The 15,515-nt window shown below is 63.8% G+C and carries 14 protein-coding genes and 2 tRNA genes; 4 read left to right on the top strand and 12 right to left on the bottom strand.

Translation table 11 applies throughout. The features are described 5' to 3' along the window. Position 1: 1 nt before the first annotated feature. The 10 genes from pheT to uvrB form a co-directional block, all read right to left on the bottom strand. Positions 2 to 2,383: a phenylalanine--tRNA ligase subunit beta gene (gene pheT, locus RM532_RS12820; RefSeq protein WP_311653731.1), complete on the bottom strand. Its 2,382-nt coding sequence runs from the start codon at positions 2,381 to 2,383 to the stop codon at positions 2 to 4. A gap of 11 nt (positions 2,384 to 2,394) precedes the next feature. Next, entirely contained in the window at positions 2,395 to 3,393 is a 999-nt protein-coding gene (pheS, locus tag RM532_RS12815) for a phenylalanine--tRNA ligase subunit alpha (RefSeq protein WP_311653730.1), read from the bottom strand. A gap of 102 nt (positions 3,394 to 3,495) precedes the next feature. Continuing rightward, a complete protein-coding gene (gene rplT / locus RM532_RS12810) occupies positions 3,496 to 3,852 on the bottom strand; it encodes a 50S ribosomal protein L20 (RefSeq protein ID WP_311653729.1) in 357 nt (118 codons plus the stop codon). A gap of 27 nt (positions 3,853 to 3,879) precedes the next feature. Next, entirely contained in the window at positions 3,880 to 4,077 is a 198-nt protein-coding gene (gene rpmI / locus RM532_RS12805) for a 50S ribosomal protein L35 (protein ID WP_311653728.1), read from the bottom strand. Positions 4,078 to 4,089: 12 nt separating this feature from the next. Continuing rightward, positions 4,090 to 4,656, bottom strand: coding sequence for a translation initiation factor IF-3 (gene infC, locus RM532_RS12800; RefSeq protein WP_349255321.1), 567 nt, complete (start codon positions 4,654 to 4,656; stop codon positions 4,090 to 4,092). A 48-nt stretch (positions 4,657 to 4,704) separates the two neighbouring features. Next, on the bottom strand, positions 4,705 to 6,612 hold the full coding sequence (gene thrS, locus RM532_RS12795; protein ID WP_311653727.1) for a threonine--tRNA ligase: 1,908 nt from the start codon (positions 6,610 to 6,612) through the stop codon (positions 4,705 to 4,707). A 425-nt stretch (positions 6,613 to 7,037) separates the two neighbouring features. After that, positions 7,038 to 7,114 (bottom strand) — tRNA-Val (locus tag RM532_RS12790). Positions 7,115 to 7,176: 62 nt separating this feature from the next. Further along, complete coding sequence (locus RM532_RS12785; RefSeq protein ID WP_311653726.1) at positions 7,177 to 7,575, bottom strand: type II toxin-antitoxin system death-on-curing family toxin; 399 nt, start codon at positions 7,573 to 7,575, stop codon at positions 7,177 to 7,179. After that, complete coding sequence (locus tag RM532_RS12780) at positions 7,572 to 7,796, bottom strand: AbrB/MazE/SpoVT family DNA-binding domain-containing protein (protein ID WP_311653725.1); 225 nt, start codon at positions 7,794 to 7,796, stop codon at positions 7,572 to 7,574. Before RM532_RS12780 ends, RM532_RS12785 begins: the two co-directional genes overlap by 4 nt. A gap of 58 nt (positions 7,797 to 7,854) precedes the next feature. Then, entirely contained in the window at positions 7,855 to 9,873 is a 2,019-nt protein-coding gene (uvrB, locus tag RM532_RS12775) for an excinuclease ABC subunit UvrB (RefSeq protein WP_311653724.1), read from the bottom strand. A gap of 91 nt (positions 9,874 to 9,964) precedes the next feature. Between uvrB and RM532_RS12770 the strand changes: the two genes are divergently transcribed. The 3 genes from RM532_RS12770 to RM532_RS12760 all read left to right on the top strand — a co-directional run bounded on the left by RM532_RS12770 (position 9,965) and on the right by RM532_RS12760 (position 12,291). Then, positions 9,965 to 11,146, top strand: a complete 1,182-nt coding sequence (locus tag RM532_RS12770) for a pyridoxal phosphate-dependent aminotransferase (RefSeq protein WP_311653723.1) — start codon at positions 9,965 to 9,967, stop codon at positions 11,144 to 11,146. A gap of 60 nt (positions 11,147 to 11,206) precedes the next feature. Then, entirely contained in the window at positions 11,207 to 12,175 is a 969-nt protein-coding gene (locus tag RM532_RS12765; RefSeq protein WP_311653722.1) for a gluzincin family metallopeptidase, read from the top strand. A gap of 40 nt (positions 12,176 to 12,215) precedes the next feature. Further along, positions 12,216 to 12,291, top strand: a tRNA-Asn gene (locus RM532_RS12760). Between the two features lie 692 nt (positions 12,292 to 12,983). On the opposite strand, the gene RM532_RS12755 is transcribed toward RM532_RS12760, so the two are convergent. Further along, positions 12,984 to 13,817, bottom strand: coding sequence for a DUF2459 domain-containing protein (locus RM532_RS12755; protein WP_311653721.1), 834 nt, complete (start codon positions 13,815 to 13,817; stop codon positions 12,984 to 12,986). 17 nt (positions 13,818 to 13,834) lie between these two features. Here RM532_RS12755 and RM532_RS12750 point away from each other — a divergent pair, with 17 nt between their 5' ends. Next, positions 13,835 to 14,407, top strand: a complete 573-nt coding sequence (locus tag RM532_RS12750; RefSeq protein WP_311653720.1) for an EF-hand domain-containing protein — start codon at positions 13,835 to 13,837, stop codon at positions 14,405 to 14,407. A 103-nt stretch (positions 14,408 to 14,510) separates the two neighbouring features. Here RM532_RS12750 and RM532_RS12745 read toward each other — a convergent pair. Beyond that, positions 14,511 to 15,515 (bottom strand): porin (locus tag RM532_RS12745; RefSeq protein WP_311653719.1); only part of this gene is annotated, 1,005 nt, incomplete at its 5' end.

Below are 15,515 nucleotides of genomic sequence, written 5' to 3'. Positions count from 1 at the left end.
GTTACGAATGCCCCCTGACCTGCGCACCGCAGTCGTGATTGAGCGCTTCGGTAATGCGGTTCACCGCTTCGTCCACGCTTTCGTGGCTCAATGTGCTCGTTTTATCCTGAAAAATCAAGCCCAAAGCGACGCTCTTGAAACCCGTCTCAAGGTCGCCGCCTCGGAAGACATCAAATACGCGAATAGCGGTCAGCCAGGGCTGATCCAGTTGCCGGATCGTCGCCAGAAGGCCGCCAACCGCCTGTTGATCGGGCACCGTCAGGGCAAGGTCTCGCCGGACTTCCGGGTACTCGCTGACGCTTTCGAAGCGCGGCACCCGTGTCTGCTGGATAGCTTCGTAATTCAGTTCAAAAACATAGGGCAAGTGCTTGCTTTCAAGATCTTTTGACAGACTCGGATGCAACTGGCCCAGACGGCCGACCGGCTTGCCATCCAGCCGGATCGTGGCGCTCCGGCCCGGGTGCAGGCCGGCGGGCTGATCGGCGGTCCACTCGAGCTGTTCGGCCCGTCCGCCGAATAGGGCTTCGATGTCGCCCTTGGCGTCGAAGAAGTCGATCGCCCGGGTGCCGCCGTCCCAGTGCTCGGGCGTGGCCGGGCCATCGACCAGGCCGGCCAACGTGGACGTCTGGCGGATGTCGTCGCCGTCGCCGCGCTCGAAGCGCAGTCCGATCTCGAACAGCCGTACGCGGTGCTGCTGCCGGCGGCGGTTGTGCTGCCAGCAGGGCAACAGACTGCTCCAGAGAGTGGTACGCATCTGGGCATGCTGGGCGGCGATGGGGTTGTCCAGGTCGATGGCGCCCTGCCCGGCGCCCAGTGCGCCCTGCAGCTGCCGGTCGACGAAGCTGTAGCTAATGGCCTCGTCGTAGCCACGCTGACACAGCACATCGCGGATGCGGCTGATCGACCGCCGGGATTCGGGCTGGGTGGTGATCGGCGCGTGCACCGGGCGCGGTTCGGCCGGCAGGTGATCGTAGCCATGGATGCGGGCCACTTCCTCGATCAGATCGGCCTCGAGCGCGATATCGTAGCGGTGACTGGGCGGCGTGACCTGCCAGACGCCCGGCTCGCCGCCGGCCTCGATCCGCATGCCCAGGCGTTCCAGGATGTCCGTGATCTCGGCATCGGGTACGGTGGTGCCCAGCAGCCGGGCCAGGCGATCGGCACGCAGCGTCACGCTGGCGGGATTCGAACGGGCTTCGCCGGCCAGCGTGACCGGACCAGCCCGGCCGCCGGCGATCTGTTGGATCAGCGCGGTGGCGCGCTGCAGGGCCTGTGGCGCCAGCATCGGATCGACGCCACGCTCGAACCGGTGCAGCGAGTCGGTATGAAGCTTGTAGCGCCGGCCGGTGCCAGCCACGGCGCTCGGGGTGAAACAGGCGCTCTCGAGGAACACATCGACCGTGTCCTCGCCCACCGCGGTTTGGGCGCCGCCCATGACGCCGGCCATGGCAACCGGTCCGTCCGTGTCGGCAATCACCAGCGTGTGCTCATCCAGGGTGATTGCCTGATCATCCAGCAGGGTCAGCGTTTCACCGTTTGTCGCCCGGCGAACCCGGACCTCGCCCTGCAACCTGTGCTGATCGAACGCGTGCATCGGCTGGCCGAGTTCCAGCAGCACGTAGTTGGTGACATCCACCACCGGGAAGATCGGGCGGATACCGGCCCGGCGCAGGCGCTCGCGCATCCAGTCGGGGGTGCGGGCGGCCACATCGATGCCCTTGATCACCCGCCCGGCGTAGATACGGCAGTCCGCTTCCGCCTCGATGATTACCGGGCGGGTGTCGTCCGTGCCCACCCCGACGTCGGCGATATCCGGTTCAATCACCGACAGGCGGTTCCAGACGCCGACCTCGCGGGCGATGCCGCGCAGGCTGAGGCAATCGCCGCGGTTGGGGGTCAGGTCGATATCGATGACCGTGTCGTTCAGCGCCAGATGATCGGCCAGCGGTGTTCCGATGACGGCATCGGCATCCAGCGCCATCAGGCCCGCGGCATCGTCGCTCAATCCCAGTTCGGCCGCCGAACAGAGCATGCCCGCCGAGGCAACGCCCCGGATTGCCGCGGCTTCGACCGCCAGGCCGTTGGGCAGCGTTGCCCCCGGCAACGCCACCGGCACAACCAGCCCGGCCGCGGCGTTGGGCGCGCCGCAGACGATGCTCGCGGGTTCCGCCGCGCCGGTCTCGACCTGGCAGATGCTGAGCTTGTCGGCATCGGGGTGCGGGCTGACGGCCTGAATCCGGCCGACCACCACGTCGTTCAACGCCGGTCCGGCCGGGGCGGTTTCATCGACTTCCAGGCCGGCCATGGTGAGCTGCTGGCAGAGTTCTTCCGTGTCTACTGCCGGGTTAACCCAGGACCGCAGCCACTGTTCGTTGAATTTCACGTAGCCCCCAGCTATGCGAACTGGCGCAGGAAGCGCAGATCGTTGTCGTAGAACAGCCGCAGGTCGTCCACGCCGTAACGCAGCATGGCCAGGCGCTCGACCCCCATGCCGAAGGCGTAGCCGGTATAGCGTTCGGCGTCGATGCCCACCGAGGCCAGCACGTTGGGATGGACCATGCCGCAGCCCAGAACCTCCATCCAGCCGGTGCCGAGATTCAAGCCGGCGCGGTCGATGTCGACCTCGGCCGAGGGCTCGGTGAACGGGAAATAGGAAGGCCGGAAACGCAGGGTCAGTTCGGTCTCGAAGAAGGCTTCGAGAAACGCCTGCAGGTCGGCGCGCAGTTCGGCGAAGCAGACGTTCTCGGCCACGTACAACCCTTCCACCTGGTGGAACATGGGGCTGTGGGTGCGATCGGAATCGCAGCGGTAGACGCGGCCTGGAGCAATGATGCGGATGGGCGGCGGCTGGTGCTCCATCACGCGGATCTGCACCGGCGAGGTGTGGGTGCGCAGCAGGCGCGAGCCGCCGTCAAGGTAGAAGGTGTCCTGCATGGCCCGGGCAGGATGCTCGGGCGGCACGTTGAGGGCTTCGAAGTTGTGGTAGTCGTCCTCGATCTCCGGGCCTTCGGCAATGGCGAAGCCGGCGCGGCCGAGAATGGCCTCGATGCGGGACATGGTGCGGGTAATCGGATGCAACGCCCCGGGACGTTCGCCGCGGCCCGGCAGGGTGACGTCCACCGCCTCGGCGGCAAGCTGGCGGTCGCGCTCGGCCGCTTCCAGGTCGGCCTTGCGGCTGTCGATGGCCTCGGCTACCGCCTGTTTGACCTCGTTGATGCGCTGCCCGGCCTCGCGGCGCTGATCCGCGGGCAGATCCCCGAGCGTCTTGAGCTGCTGGGTGACGCTGCCCTTCTTGCCCAGATAGGCCACCCGAACGCTGTCCAGCGCCGCCAGATCGGCGGCATCCGCTACCTCGGATCGTGCCTGTTGCAGCAGGCCTTCCAGATCAGCCATCGGGTATTTTCCGTCTACCAAAACAAACAGGGGAAAGACCCGTATGGCCTTTCCCCTGCACGATAACCGGCGGCCGCGCAATCAGCGCGCAGCCGGGACGCGTCAGGCCAGCGCGGCCCGGGCCTTTTCCACCACCGCGGTAAACGCGGCCTTGTCCTGGACAGCCATGTCGGCCAGCACCTTGCGATCCAGCTCGATACCGGCCTGGTCGAGCCCGTGGATCAGACGGCTGTAGGACAGCCCCGCTTCCTTGGCGGCCGCATTGATGCGGGTAATCCACAGCGCCCGGAACTGCCGCTTGCGCTGGCGGCGGTCACGGTACGCGTACTGGCCGGACTTGAAGACCGCCTGCCGGGCAACGCGGTAGCTGCGGCTACGGGCGCCGTAGTAACCCTTGGCCTGCTTGAGAACCTTCTTGTGGCGCGCCTTGGCGGTGACGCCGCGACTGACTCTTGCCATGATCGAATTCCTGTAAAAACGCGAGCGTTACTGGTAGGGCATCAGCCGGTCGAGCGACCGCTGATCGGAATCGGCTACCACTGCATCCGTCGCCAGACGACGCTTACGCTTCGCCGCCTTCTTGGTGAGAATGTGGTTGGCGTTGGCATGATGCCGACGCCACTTGCCGCTGCCGGCGCGCTTGAAACGCTTGGCGGCACCGCGGTTGGTCTTGAGTTTGGGCATTATCTATTCGCCTTATTCGCTGGTGGCTTTGGCCCTGGCGCCTTTCGCTGTCTTGAGCGGCGCCATCACCATGGTCATCAATCGGCCCTGCATTTCCGGCTTCTGCTCGACGGAGGCCATGTCCTCGAGGTCATCCCGAACCCTGTCCAGCAGTTCGAGCCCGAGTTCCTGGTGGGCCATTTCCCGCCCGCGAAACCGCAGGGTCACCTTGATCTTGTCGCCTTCCTCAAGGAATTCGCGCAGCTTGCGCAGCTTGATGTTGTAGTCGCCCACGTCGGTGCCGGGGCGGAACTTCATCTCCTTGAGCTGGGTCTGCTTGGTCTTCTTGCGCGCGGTCTGCTGCGATTTGCTCTTGTGGAAGACGTGCTTGCCGTAATCCATGATCCGCGCGACCGGTGGCAGCGCGTTCGGGGAGACTTCGACCAGATCCAGTTCGTACTCGGCCGCCTTGGCCAGGGCATCTTCGCGGCTCAGTACGCCGACCTGTTCCCCATCCGGCGCGATCACCCGTACTTCGGGCGCGGTTATGTCCTCGTTGCGCCGATCCTTTTGTCCAGAAGCGATATTCGCATCCTCCAATAACGAAAAAGCCGGCTGCTCGGTGTGCCGGGCTGCCGGTTCCTGTCGCTACCCGCGCTCGGCGACTTCCCGAACCAGCCGATCGGTGAGTTCATTCAACTCGATGGCGCCGAGATCCTCGCCTTCCCTGGTGCGTACCGCAACGGTACGGGTTTCGACTTCCCGGTCGCCAAGGACCAGGAGGTAGGGAATGCGCTGAAGCGTTTGCTCGCGGATTTTATAACCGATCTTCTCGTTTCTCAAGTCATTTTCAACACGCAATCCCGCGGCGGTCAGGGTTTCGGCCACTTCGGCGGCGTAATCGAACTGCCGATCGGTGATATTGAGCACCACCGCCTGCACCGGCGCCAGCCACAGCGGCAACGAACCGGCGTGGTGTTCGATGAGAATACCGATGAAGCGCTCCAGCGACCCGAGGATGGCGCGGTGGATCATCACCGGGGTGCGCCGCTCGCTGTGTTCGTCCACGTATTCGGCGCCAAGGCGCTCGGGCATGGCGAAATCCAGCTGCACGGTGCCCAGCTGCCAGACACGGTTGAGGCAGTCGCGCAGGGCGAATTCGATCTTGGGGCCGTAGAAGGCGCCCTCGCCCGGTTGCAACTGCCAGTCCAGCTTCTTGACGTTGAGGCTTGCCTCCAGCGCGGCTTCGGCCTTGTCCCAGACCTCGTCCGATCCCACCCGCTGTTCCGGCCGGGTCGAGAGCTTGACCGAGACGTCCTCGAAGCCGAAGTCGGCGTAGACCTCGTAGACCAGATCGATAAAGGCGGAAACCTCGTCGGCAATCTGTTCCTCGGTGCAGAAGATATGGGCGTCGTCCTGGACGAAGCCGCGCACCCGCATCAGCCCGTGCAGCGTGCCGGAGGCCTCGTTGCGGTGGCAGGAGCCGAACTCCGCCAGCCGGATGGGCAGGTCGCGATAGCTGGTCAGCCCGCGGTTGAATATCTGCACGTGGGCCGGGCAATTCATCGGCTTGACCGCGTACTGGCGGTCTTCCGAGCCGGTCAGAAACATGTCGTCCGCGAACTTGTCGGCATGGCCGGACTTCTTCCACAGCGACAGGTCGATGATGCTCGGCGTATGCACTTCGCGGTAGCCGCGGGCATCCAGCTTGCGACGAATGTAATCAGTAATGGTCAGGTAGATCTTCCAGCCGCGGTCGTGCCAGAAGACCATGCCCGGCGCCTCTTCCTGCAGGTGGAAGTAGTCCAGCCGGCGGCCGATGGCGCGGTGATCGCGCTTTTTGGCCTCCTCGATGCGTTCGAGGTAAGCCTTCAGATCCTTCTTGTTGGCCCAGGCGGTGCCGTAGATGCGCGTGAGCATCTCGTTGTTCGAGTCACCCCGCCAGTAGGCCCCGGCCAGGCTGGTCAGCTTGAAGGCGCGCAGATGCCGGGAATTGGGCACGTGCGGACCCTTGCACATGTCCGTGTAGTCTTCGTGGTGGTACAGCGCAATGGTCTCGCCGTCCGGAATCTCGCGCACGATGGCCTGCTTGTAGGGCTCGTTGCGCCGCTCGAACGCGGCCAGCGCCTGCTCGCGGCTGACCACTTCGCGAATCACCTCGTGATCGCGTTCCGCCAGTTCCAGCATCCGGGCCTCGATGGCCGCCAGATCCTCCGGCGTGAGCGTGCGATCGAGCGCGACATCGTAGTAGAAGCCGTCCTCGATCACGGGACCGATGGCCATCTTCACGTCCGGATACAGCGTCTTGAGCGCCTGCCCCAGCAGATGGGCACAGGAGTGGCGGATGATATCCACGCCGTCGTCATCGTGGGGAGTAACGATTTCCAGCGACGCGTCGTGATCGATTGCCACGCAGGCATCGACCAGTTCGCCGTCCACACGGCCCGCCAGCGTCGCCTTTGCCAGCCCGGGGCCGATGGATTCCGCCACCTGCATGACGGTAACGGGATGATCGAAGGATTTGGTGGAACCGTCAGGCAGGGTAATCGTGGGCATGAAGCCTCCAGTCAGTGGCGACCGATACGAAGGGCCGCGTGTTTAAAAAATGTGTGGAGCCGCGTTGTGCGCGGCGGCGCGCATGATAGAGGAGAAGCCCGGCCGGAGCTAGCCGTTATCGGGCCGGCGGGTTGAAACCCGCCCCACACCGATATCGCGTAGGCCCGAATTCATTCGGCCTGTCTGATTGCAACGGACCAGCCGAAGGAATCAACCCGGCAGGTTGAAACCCGCCCTACATCAGGTTCGAACTGGTAGGCGCGATTGGATTCGACCGCTTTGTCCGGAACAAAGCGGCGCGAGCAAAGCGAGTCCGGAGGACGCGGCTCAGGGATGAGCCGCGCAACCAACGACCAAGGTCGTTGGTGAGAAGTCAAGCGGAAGCAACCAGTGTAGGTCATGCCAACCCGCTCGGGAGACGGATTTGGTAGGCGCGATTGGATTCGAACCAACGACCTCTACCATGTCAAGGTAGCGCTCTAACCAACTGAGCTACGCGCCTATCGGTGGCGGACAATACCGCAAGCGCTTGCCCCGCTCAAGCGGGGAGGTTCTACCCACCGGTCATATCGAAACGCTGGTCCGGCGAAACCATTCCGCCATGTCGGATTCGGATACCTGGTCTTCGGCAAGCGCGACGACCATCGACACAACATCCGACTCCTCTGTCTCGTGCCGAAACCCATTGTTCAAAAGGAACACGGTGGCGGCAGCATGGGCCGTTCGCTTGTTGCCGTCATGAAACGCATGGCCCTTGCAGACCCCGAAACAATAAGCTGCTGCGAGATCAAACAGGTTCGGAGGGGGCTCGTCATACGCCCACTGATTGAGCGGACGCGCAATCGCCGCTTCCAGTAGCGTGTGATCACGGACTCCGCCCGCCAGGCCGCCGAACGCCGACACCAGCTGGTGATTGATGAATTCGACCTCGCGGGTCTCGAGCCAGATTGGCTCCTTGTTCATTTATCCGCCAGTTCCCGGTACGCGTTGCGGTAGCGCCGGATCACCTCGTCGGTGCTCTGCATCGTCTGCGCGAACTTCGGATCGGCAGCCGTCACCATGACGCCGCCGGGCGTCTCGGTCAGATAAAGCGACTCGCCTTCACCAACCCGCAAGCGGTTCAGCACTTCGCGCGGCCAGATGGTGCTCAGCGAATTTCCCGTCTTGCGTAGTTTGAGTTCCATATCCTGCTCACACGGCTGACTGAATATTGCCGAATTATAACGAACGTTATTACTTTCGTTAACCCACCTTGGCCGGCAACTCGAACGCGCTGTTGCGGATCTTGTGGATCTGGTCGCGCAGGCGGGCGGCTTCCTCGAATTCCAGATTCTCGGCGGCCTTGAACATCTGCTTTTCCAGCGCCTCGATTTCCTTGGCCAGCTTGGCGGGCGACATGCGAGCGTAACTGCCGCCCTTCTCCGCCACCTGGCGCTGCTTCTGGCCGTCGTCGTATTCCTCATAGCCGTAGCGCATGACGTCGGCCACGGCCTTGCGGATGGTCTGGGGCGTAATGCCGTGTTCCTCGTTGTGCGCCACCTGCTTGGCGCGGCGCCGCTCGGTTTCCTCGATTGCCCGGCTCATTGAGCCGGTGCGCACGTCGGCGTAGAGAATGGCCCGGCCGTTGACGTTGCGGGCGGCGCGGCCAATCGTCTGAATCAGTGACCGTTCGGCGCGCAGGAAGCCTTCCTTGTCAGCATCGAGGATGGCAACCAGCGAGACCTCGGGGATATCCAGCCCTTCGCGCAGCAGGTTGATGCCGACCAGCACATCGAATTCACCCAGGCGCAGGTCGCGGATGATCTCGCTGCGCTCGACGGTGTCGATATCCGAGTGCAGGTAACGCACCCGCACGCCGTTCTCGTGCAGATATTCGGTGAGGTCCTCGGCCATGCGTTTGGTGAGCGTGGTCACCAGAACCCGCTCGTTGCGGGCGACGATGTCGTGTACCTCACCCAGCAGATCATCCACCTGGTTTTCCGCGGGCCGGATTTCCACCGCCGGGTCCACCAGGCCGGTGGGCCGCACCACCTGCTCCACGGTGTTGTCGCCGTGCTCGAGTTCGTAGGGCCCGGGCGTGGCCGACACGTAGATGCGCTGCGGCGCAATCCGCTCGAACTCGTCGAAACGCAGCGGGCGGTTGTCCAGCGCCGAGGGCAGGCGGAAGCCATATTCCACCAGGGTTTCCTTGCGGGCGCGGTCGCCCTTGTACATGCCGCCGATCTGGGGAACGGTGACATGGGATTCGTCCAGCACCAGGATGGCGTCGTCCGGCAGGTAGTCCAGCAGACAGGGCGGCGGCTCGCCGGGGGCACGACCGGAAAGGTAGCGGGAGTAGTTCTCGATCCCCGAGCAGAAGCCGATTTCCTGGATCATCTCCAGATCGAACAGGGTGCGTTGCTCGATGCGCTGGGCCTCGATCAGCTTGCCGGCCTGCTCGAATTCCTTCTTGCGGACCTTCAACTCTTCCTTGATCTCGCCCATCGCGGAAAGCATGCGCTCGCGCGGGGTGACGTAATGCGTTTTCGGGTAGATCGTCAGCCGCGGTACCTTGCGGTTGACGGTGCCGGTGAGCGGGTCGAAATACGACAGACGCTCGACCTCATCGTCGAACAGCTCCACCCGGACGGCTTCCTCATCGGCTTCGGCCGGGAAGATGTCGATCACCTCGCCGCGCACCCGATAGGTGCCACGCTCCAGCGCCATGTCGTTGCGGGTGTACTGCAGCTCGGCCAGCCGCTTGACGATGTCGCGCTGGCCGATGCGGTCGCCCTCGTCCAGGTGCAGGACCATGGAGAAGTAGGCCTTGGGATCGCCCAGACCGTAGATGGCGGAGACCGAGGCCACGATGATGGTGTCGCGACGCTCCATCAGGGCCTTGGTGGCCGACAGGCGCATCTGCTCGATGTGGTCGTTGATCGACGAATCCTTCTCGATGAAGGTATCCGACGAAGGCACGTAGGCCTCGGGCTGGTAGTAGTCGTAGTAGGAAACGAAGTATTCCACCGCGTTGTCCGGGAAGAACTCGCGGAACTCGCCGTAGAGCTGCGCCGCCAGCGTCTTGTTGGGCGCCATCACCAGCATGGGCCGGCCCGCGCGCATGGCCACATTGGCCATGGTGTACGTCTTGCCGGAACCGGTGACGCCCAGCAGAACCTGATGGGCCAGACCGTCGGCGAGGCCTTCCACCAGGCCGTCAATGGCGGCCGGCTGATCTCCGGCCGGTGGCCAGTCGGCCTTGAGTGCAAAATCCTGGTGCATGCGCTCATCCTGGGGCCGATCATTGGTAAAGGCAACGGCCATTGCTTATCATTCGACCGCGTTTTCCGGCCCTACTCACAAGGATTTCCCCGTGGCGACCAAGCTTTCCCAGCGCGTCCAGCGCATCAAGCCCTCCCCCACTCTCGCGGTGACCGCACGCGCCGCCGCGCTGAAGGCCCAGGGGCAGGACATCATCGGACTTGGCGCCGGCGAGCCGGACTTCGACACGCCCGATCACATCAAGGATGCCGCCAAGGCAGCACTGGACCGCGGGGCCACCAAGTACGCCCCCGTTCCCGGCACGCCCGGCCTGAAGAAGGCCATCGTCGCCAAGTTCGCGCGCGACAACGAGCTGACCTACAGCACCGATCAGATTCTGGTCTCGGTCGGCGGCAAGCAGAGCTTCTACAACCTGTTCCAGGCCACCATCGACGACGGCGACGAAGTGGTTATTCCGGCGCCGTACTGGGTGTCTTACCCGGACATGGTGCAGCTTGCCGGCGGCGAACCGGTGATCGTGAAGACCGATATCGACACCGGTTTCAAGATGACGCCGGATCAGCTCGACGCGGCCATCACCGACCGCACCCGCTGCGTGGTGATCAACAGCCCGTCCAACCCCACCGGCAAGGCCTATACCCGCGCCGAACTGGCCGCACTGGGCGAGGTGCTGGCCCGGCACCCGGATGTAATCGTCGCCACGGACGACATGTACGAGCACATCCTCTGGACCGAGGCGCCGTTCGTGAACATCGTCAATGCCACCCCGGCCCTGTTCGACCACGCCATCGTGATGAACGGCGTGTCCAAGGCCTATTCGATGACCGGCTGGCGCATCGGTTACGCCGGCGGCCCCACCGATCTGATCAAGGCGATGAGCAAGATCCAGTCGCAGTCCACCTCGGGGGCCACCACGGTGTCGCAGGAAGCGGCGCAGGTGGCTCTCGACGGCGATCAGGGCTGCGTGGCCGATATGGTCAGGGCCTTCAAGGAACGGCACGACTTCGTGGTCGCCGCGCTCAACGACCTGCCCGGCGTGCGCTGCCTCGAGTCGGACGGCACCTTCTACAGCTTCCCGGACTTCTCCGAGGCCATCGCCCGCAACGGCGCGGATGACGATCTCGCCTTCTCCGAAATGCTGATCGAAAAGGCCGGCGTGGCGCTGGTGCCCGGGTCCGCCTTCGGTGCTCCGGGCTATCTGCGGCTGTCGTTCGCCACCAGCATGAAGAATCTGGAGAACGCACTCAGCCGTATTCGCGACATTCTGAAATAGACCGACGACGTCGACGGCGGGAACGCCGACCGGTGACGACGGTCTCAAGCAGTCGTCACCATGCGACCGACTTCCCGCCAATTCGCTGCCGCCCTTGCCGGCATTCTTCTGCTGACGACGGCAACCGCTTCCACGGCCGAACAGGACACCACCGTCCGCGTGGGCGGCGGTGAAATCCGCGTGACGTTCGACGATGGGCGGCTGGCCGTCGGCCGAAACGAGGTGTTGTCATGGGTCCGCGGCGCGGCGCACACCGCCAGCGCCTACTACGGCGGATTTCCGGTCTCCCGGCTGGATCTGCGCATTCGACCCGTAATCGGCGGTGACATCGGCGGCACCGCCTACGGCTGGCGGCGCGGCATCGACATCCGCCTGGGCGGCAACGCCAGCATCGAAGATCTGGCCGACGACTGGGTGCTGGTCCACGAGATGCTGCATATGGGGCATCCCCAGGTGGGCGACCAGCACAAGTGGTTCAAGGAGGGGCTGGCGACCTACGTCGAGCCGATCGCGCGTGCGCGGGTCGGTGACCTCGCCGCCCGAGAAGTCTGGGCGGAACTGGCGCAGCAACTGCCGCAGGGCCAGCCCCGCCGTGGCGATCGTGGACTGGACCACACCCCGACCTGGGGCCGCGTCTACTGGGGCGGTGCGCTCTACTTCTTCGTCGCCGACGTACGCATTCGCCAGCACACCAACAACCGCTTCGGCCTGCAGGATGCCCTGCGCGCCATTGTCGAGGCCGGCGGCACCCTGGACCGGCGCTGGTCGCTGCGCAAAACGCTCCGGATTGGCGACGAGGCCATCGGCGAATCGATTCTGACCGATCTGTACGATCGCATGGCCGACCAGCCCGTGACCGTGGACCTCGACGCGCTGTGGACCCAGCTCGGAATTCAGCGCGGTCTGATTCGCACCGACCTCGACGACGACGCCCCGCTGGCCCATATCCGGCGCGCGATCACCGGTGAATCCGCCGAGAGCACCCCCGGCCATCACGCCGGTCGCGGCTTGCACGCCCCCGGGGGTTAAATTACTATGCGCGCCGTTGTTGGCCAGCCCGGCAACGTGTTCCCCGGTAGCTCAGTTGGTAGAGCGGGTGACTGTTAATCACTAGGTCGGCGGTTCGAGCCCGTCCCGGGGAGCCATCCTTACTTTCGAAGCTTTCTTCCGGCTTCGAGATACCCCCAGAAATTCGCTGTCGATCGGCTCTCACCGCCGACTGCGTCGAGGTTGCGCGGCTCTTCCTGAGCCGCGTCCTCCGGACTCGCTGCGCTCGCGCGAATTTGTTCCGGACAAATTCGTCGAGCCCGTCCCGGGGAGCCATCCTTATTTCCCGAAGCCTTCCCCCGGCTTCGAGACACCCCCAGAAGGTTGCTGTCGATCGGCTCTCACCGCCGACTGCGTCGGGGTTGCGGCCTGCTTTCCTGCAAGCCGCCCTGCGGGCCGTGCTTTTCAGCACGTCCGAATTTGTTCCGAACAAATTCGTGTTCGGATCCTCCGGACTCGCTCCGCGAGCGCCGCTTATTCCAGGCAGAACAGCCGAATTCAATAGGGCCTGCCAACCCGAATCCGGTGTAGGGCGGGTTTCAACCCGCCAGGTCGATCCCTTCGGCTGGTGCGTTGCAATCAGACAGGCCGAATGAATTCGGCCCTGCGTCTCACCAACGACCGTGGTCGTTGGCTGTTCGGCCAATCCATGGGGCTCACCCTTCGGGCTCGCTTCGCTCGCGTGAAGCCGTTGGAGCGTTACGCTCTTTTTAAGGTGACGGCCCCGGGCGAATGAGGACGGCGCGGGCACTGGTTTCCTTGTCGACCCCGATTCAGCTTACTGCCTGCATCATCGCTGCTTGCGGAGTTGGGACATCAGATCGTCGGCCGTTACAACCCACCGAGACGATACCGGGTAGCCCGCGCGCTCCAGGCCCCGCGCAACCCACGTATTGCATGTATTAAACAAGTGGAATCTGCCCTGACCGGCGTACAGGGCTGACGATGAATACTCGGGCAGCGTCAGAAGCCGCGGCCTTCCATTGACAGAGCGTTCAAAGCTGTCGGCCATGAAGTCGAGCAGCGCGTGGTAGCCCGTCTCACTCAAAGTTACCGTCACCACCTCGTTGATCTGGTAATACTTGGACGGTGATTCCGGCAAGGCAATCAGATGCAAGGCGCTGTCGGTCGGCCAGAGCACGGCGCGCAGCGCCAATGCGGATCCCGGGCCCCGGACCTGCTGGTATTGCGCATCGCCCCAACCAAATTCGAGATACTCGCCGGTCGGCAAGTTCGCGGCCAGCTGCGGCATCGCATCAACAACGGCAGACCGAGTGACGGCCAGCCCCGTGTGCCGACCGTGGTTGACCACATAGGCCGTGTATTCAACCGCATGGTCCTGAATATGAACCTCGGGCACCGAAGCGCAACCAACCGCCATGGACGAGCAGATCGCCATTGCCAGAAGCAAACGTCCGAGGAAACGGTATTCCAAGTGTGATGCCATCAAAAAGGCTTGAGAGTGACACCGACCGTCGGGCGCATCGGGCTCGCGGCCGGCTTCTGCCGCGGACCGCGCCGACAGTGCCGTCTTGGGCCCGGCGAACCAGGACCCGATGCCCGCCGCCCGGTTCTCCTGACGGTTGAAAATGGACGTCCCGCGACCAGTGTCGTGAATAGACACTTGAATACAGGATCATCATGTTACGCAATCTGGCGAAACTCGCAGCCGGCTGTGGCTTGGCCGTGGGTGTCGCCGCGCCGGCCCAGAACGTTGGCGTTGGTGGCGATGCGGCCTACGTCCAACAGCCGATGACGGTACTGGACACCGACAATGACACCAAGATTGATTTCGGTGAATTCAAGATGGGTTTCGATGCCCAGCGCTTCTTCGACGACTGGGATCGCAATGACAACGGGCGCATCGAGGAAGACGAATACGTTACCGCCCATTTTTCGCTGATCGATCTCGACCGCGACGGCGTCATCACACGCAATGAGTGGGAATCCAGCGGCCGTTTCTGGCTGGAAGACGACTACCCCGTTGGCTTCAGCCACTGGGATATCGACGGTGACGAGCGAATCAACCGTGACGAGTTTGCCCGCCGCCTGGAGACCAAAACCGTCTTCCAGCGCTGGGATGCTGACTCCAGCGACTCACTGAACGAAAAGGAAGTCATGGCCGGTATCCATGGCAGCTGGGATGCGGACGACGACGGGGTAATTGACCAACAGGAACAGCAGCGGGGTGCCGGTAGAGAGGCCGCTGACTGAGGCCGCCACTGGATCGCCCAACGGCCCACCCGGACGGGCTGGTGCCCCGGAAGCCCTTGCCCTGGCTCCGGGGCGCCGCCCGGCCCGGGGTTTGTACCATTAGCTACAGATGCCAGGCTAGGCGAGTCTGGACGGCATCGTAGCGGGCGTCGTCCAGATCCTCGCGGACCGAATGCACGTAATTGATGCCCAGTTTGATGTGCGCATTCAGGTACCAGTTGAACCCCAGGGTGTAATTGGTGACCTCGGCGCCCCGGGTGTTTAGCCCGGGGAATGCGCCACCCTGGAACTCCTCGTCCGTCAGGTCCAGCCGCGAGTAGCGCGCCTGGATCTCGAAGGCCCCGTATTCGCCCTCGCCGGGATCGACCCGTGGTTCCGGCGTCACCGGCCCGTTAAGCGCCAACGGCGAGAACACCGACTGTTCCCCGGTCAGAAAATAACCCGCCTCCACATAGAAGCTGTCGAAGGACAGGTCCGGGGCCTGATCACGACTGGTCTGGTTGTAGACGTAGTCGGACTGCATCCAGAAAGGCCCTTCCGCGAACCGGAACTCGAGCACTCCGAGCACCGATTTGCTCACGTCATCGACGGTGATGAGCGGAAAGAGTTCGGGATTATCGGTGAAGATCTCGGGGTAGAAGCCGAAGGTGATGACGTCGTCATCAGGCTTCAAATAGGCGCCGGAGAGGCCGAAGTGCAGCATGTGCCGCCCGCGCTCGCGGTAGCGGGGAAACCAGGAAAGCCGGCCGTGGATCAGCCCGTCGCCCTCGCCGCGATCGACATCGATGGCCTGGAAGCCGGCAACCCGCTCCTCGGTGGTATCGCGGGCAATGCCCAGCGCCCAGCTAATCCGGCGATCCATGTCGATATCGAAAGCAGTGATGCCCAGCAGCGGCCCGCGATAAAAGGCATTGACCAGCGACGGCTCCAGCATCAGACGGTGCCGGGGATAGGCGGCCCAGAGGTCCAGGCCATATACCGGTTGCTGCAGACCGATCAGCAGGTTCTGGACGAACGGCAGGTTCTGGATGCCCAGCACGCCCCAGTCAATCCGTGCATCCCCGGTACCGCGACCGGTGTCCTGAAAGTCCACGCGGAAATAATAGAA

The organism is Spectribacter hydrogenoxidans (genome assembly GCF_031846275.1).
In the GTDB taxonomy this organism is placed as follows: domain Bacteria; phylum Pseudomonadota; class Gammaproteobacteria; order Nevskiales; family Salinisphaeraceae; genus Spectribacter; species Spectribacter hydrogenoxidans.
This window is presented reverse-complemented; position numbering and strand designations above follow the sequence as displayed.

Coding starts and splice junctions, on each gene's coding strand:
- pheS (WP_311653730.1), bottom strand. CDS start 3,393: ATGGCTGATCTGGAAGGCCTGCTGCAACAGGCACGATCCGAGGTAGCG.
- rplT (WP_311653729.1), bottom strand. CDS start 3,852: ATGGCAAGAGTCAGTCGCGGCGTCACCGCCAAGGCGCGCCACAAGAAG.
- rpmI (WP_311653728.1), bottom strand. CDS start 4,077: ATGCCCAAACTCAAGACCAACCGCGGTGCCGCCAAGCGTTTCAAGCGC.
- thrS (WP_311653727.1), bottom strand. CDS start 6,612: ATGCCCACGATTACCCTGCCTGACGGTTCCACCAAATCCTTCGATCAT.
- RM532_RS12785 (WP_311653726.1), bottom strand. CDS start 7,575: ATGAACAAGGAGCCAATCTGGCTCGAGACCCGCGAGGTCGAATTCATC.
- RM532_RS12780 (WP_311653725.1), bottom strand. CDS start 7,796: ATGGAACTCAAACTACGCAAGACGGGAAATTCGCTGAGCACCATCTGG.
- uvrB (WP_311653724.1), bottom strand. CDS start 9,873: ATGCACCAGGATTTTGCACTCAAGGCCGACTGGCCACCGGCCGGAGAT.
- RM532_RS12765 (WP_311653722.1), top strand. CDS start 11,207: ATGCGACCGACTTCCCGCCAATTCGCTGCCGCCCTTGCCGGCATTCTT.
- RM532_RS12750 (WP_311653720.1), top strand. CDS start 13,835: ATGTTACGCAATCTGGCGAAACTCGCAGCCGGCTGTGGCTTGGCCGTG.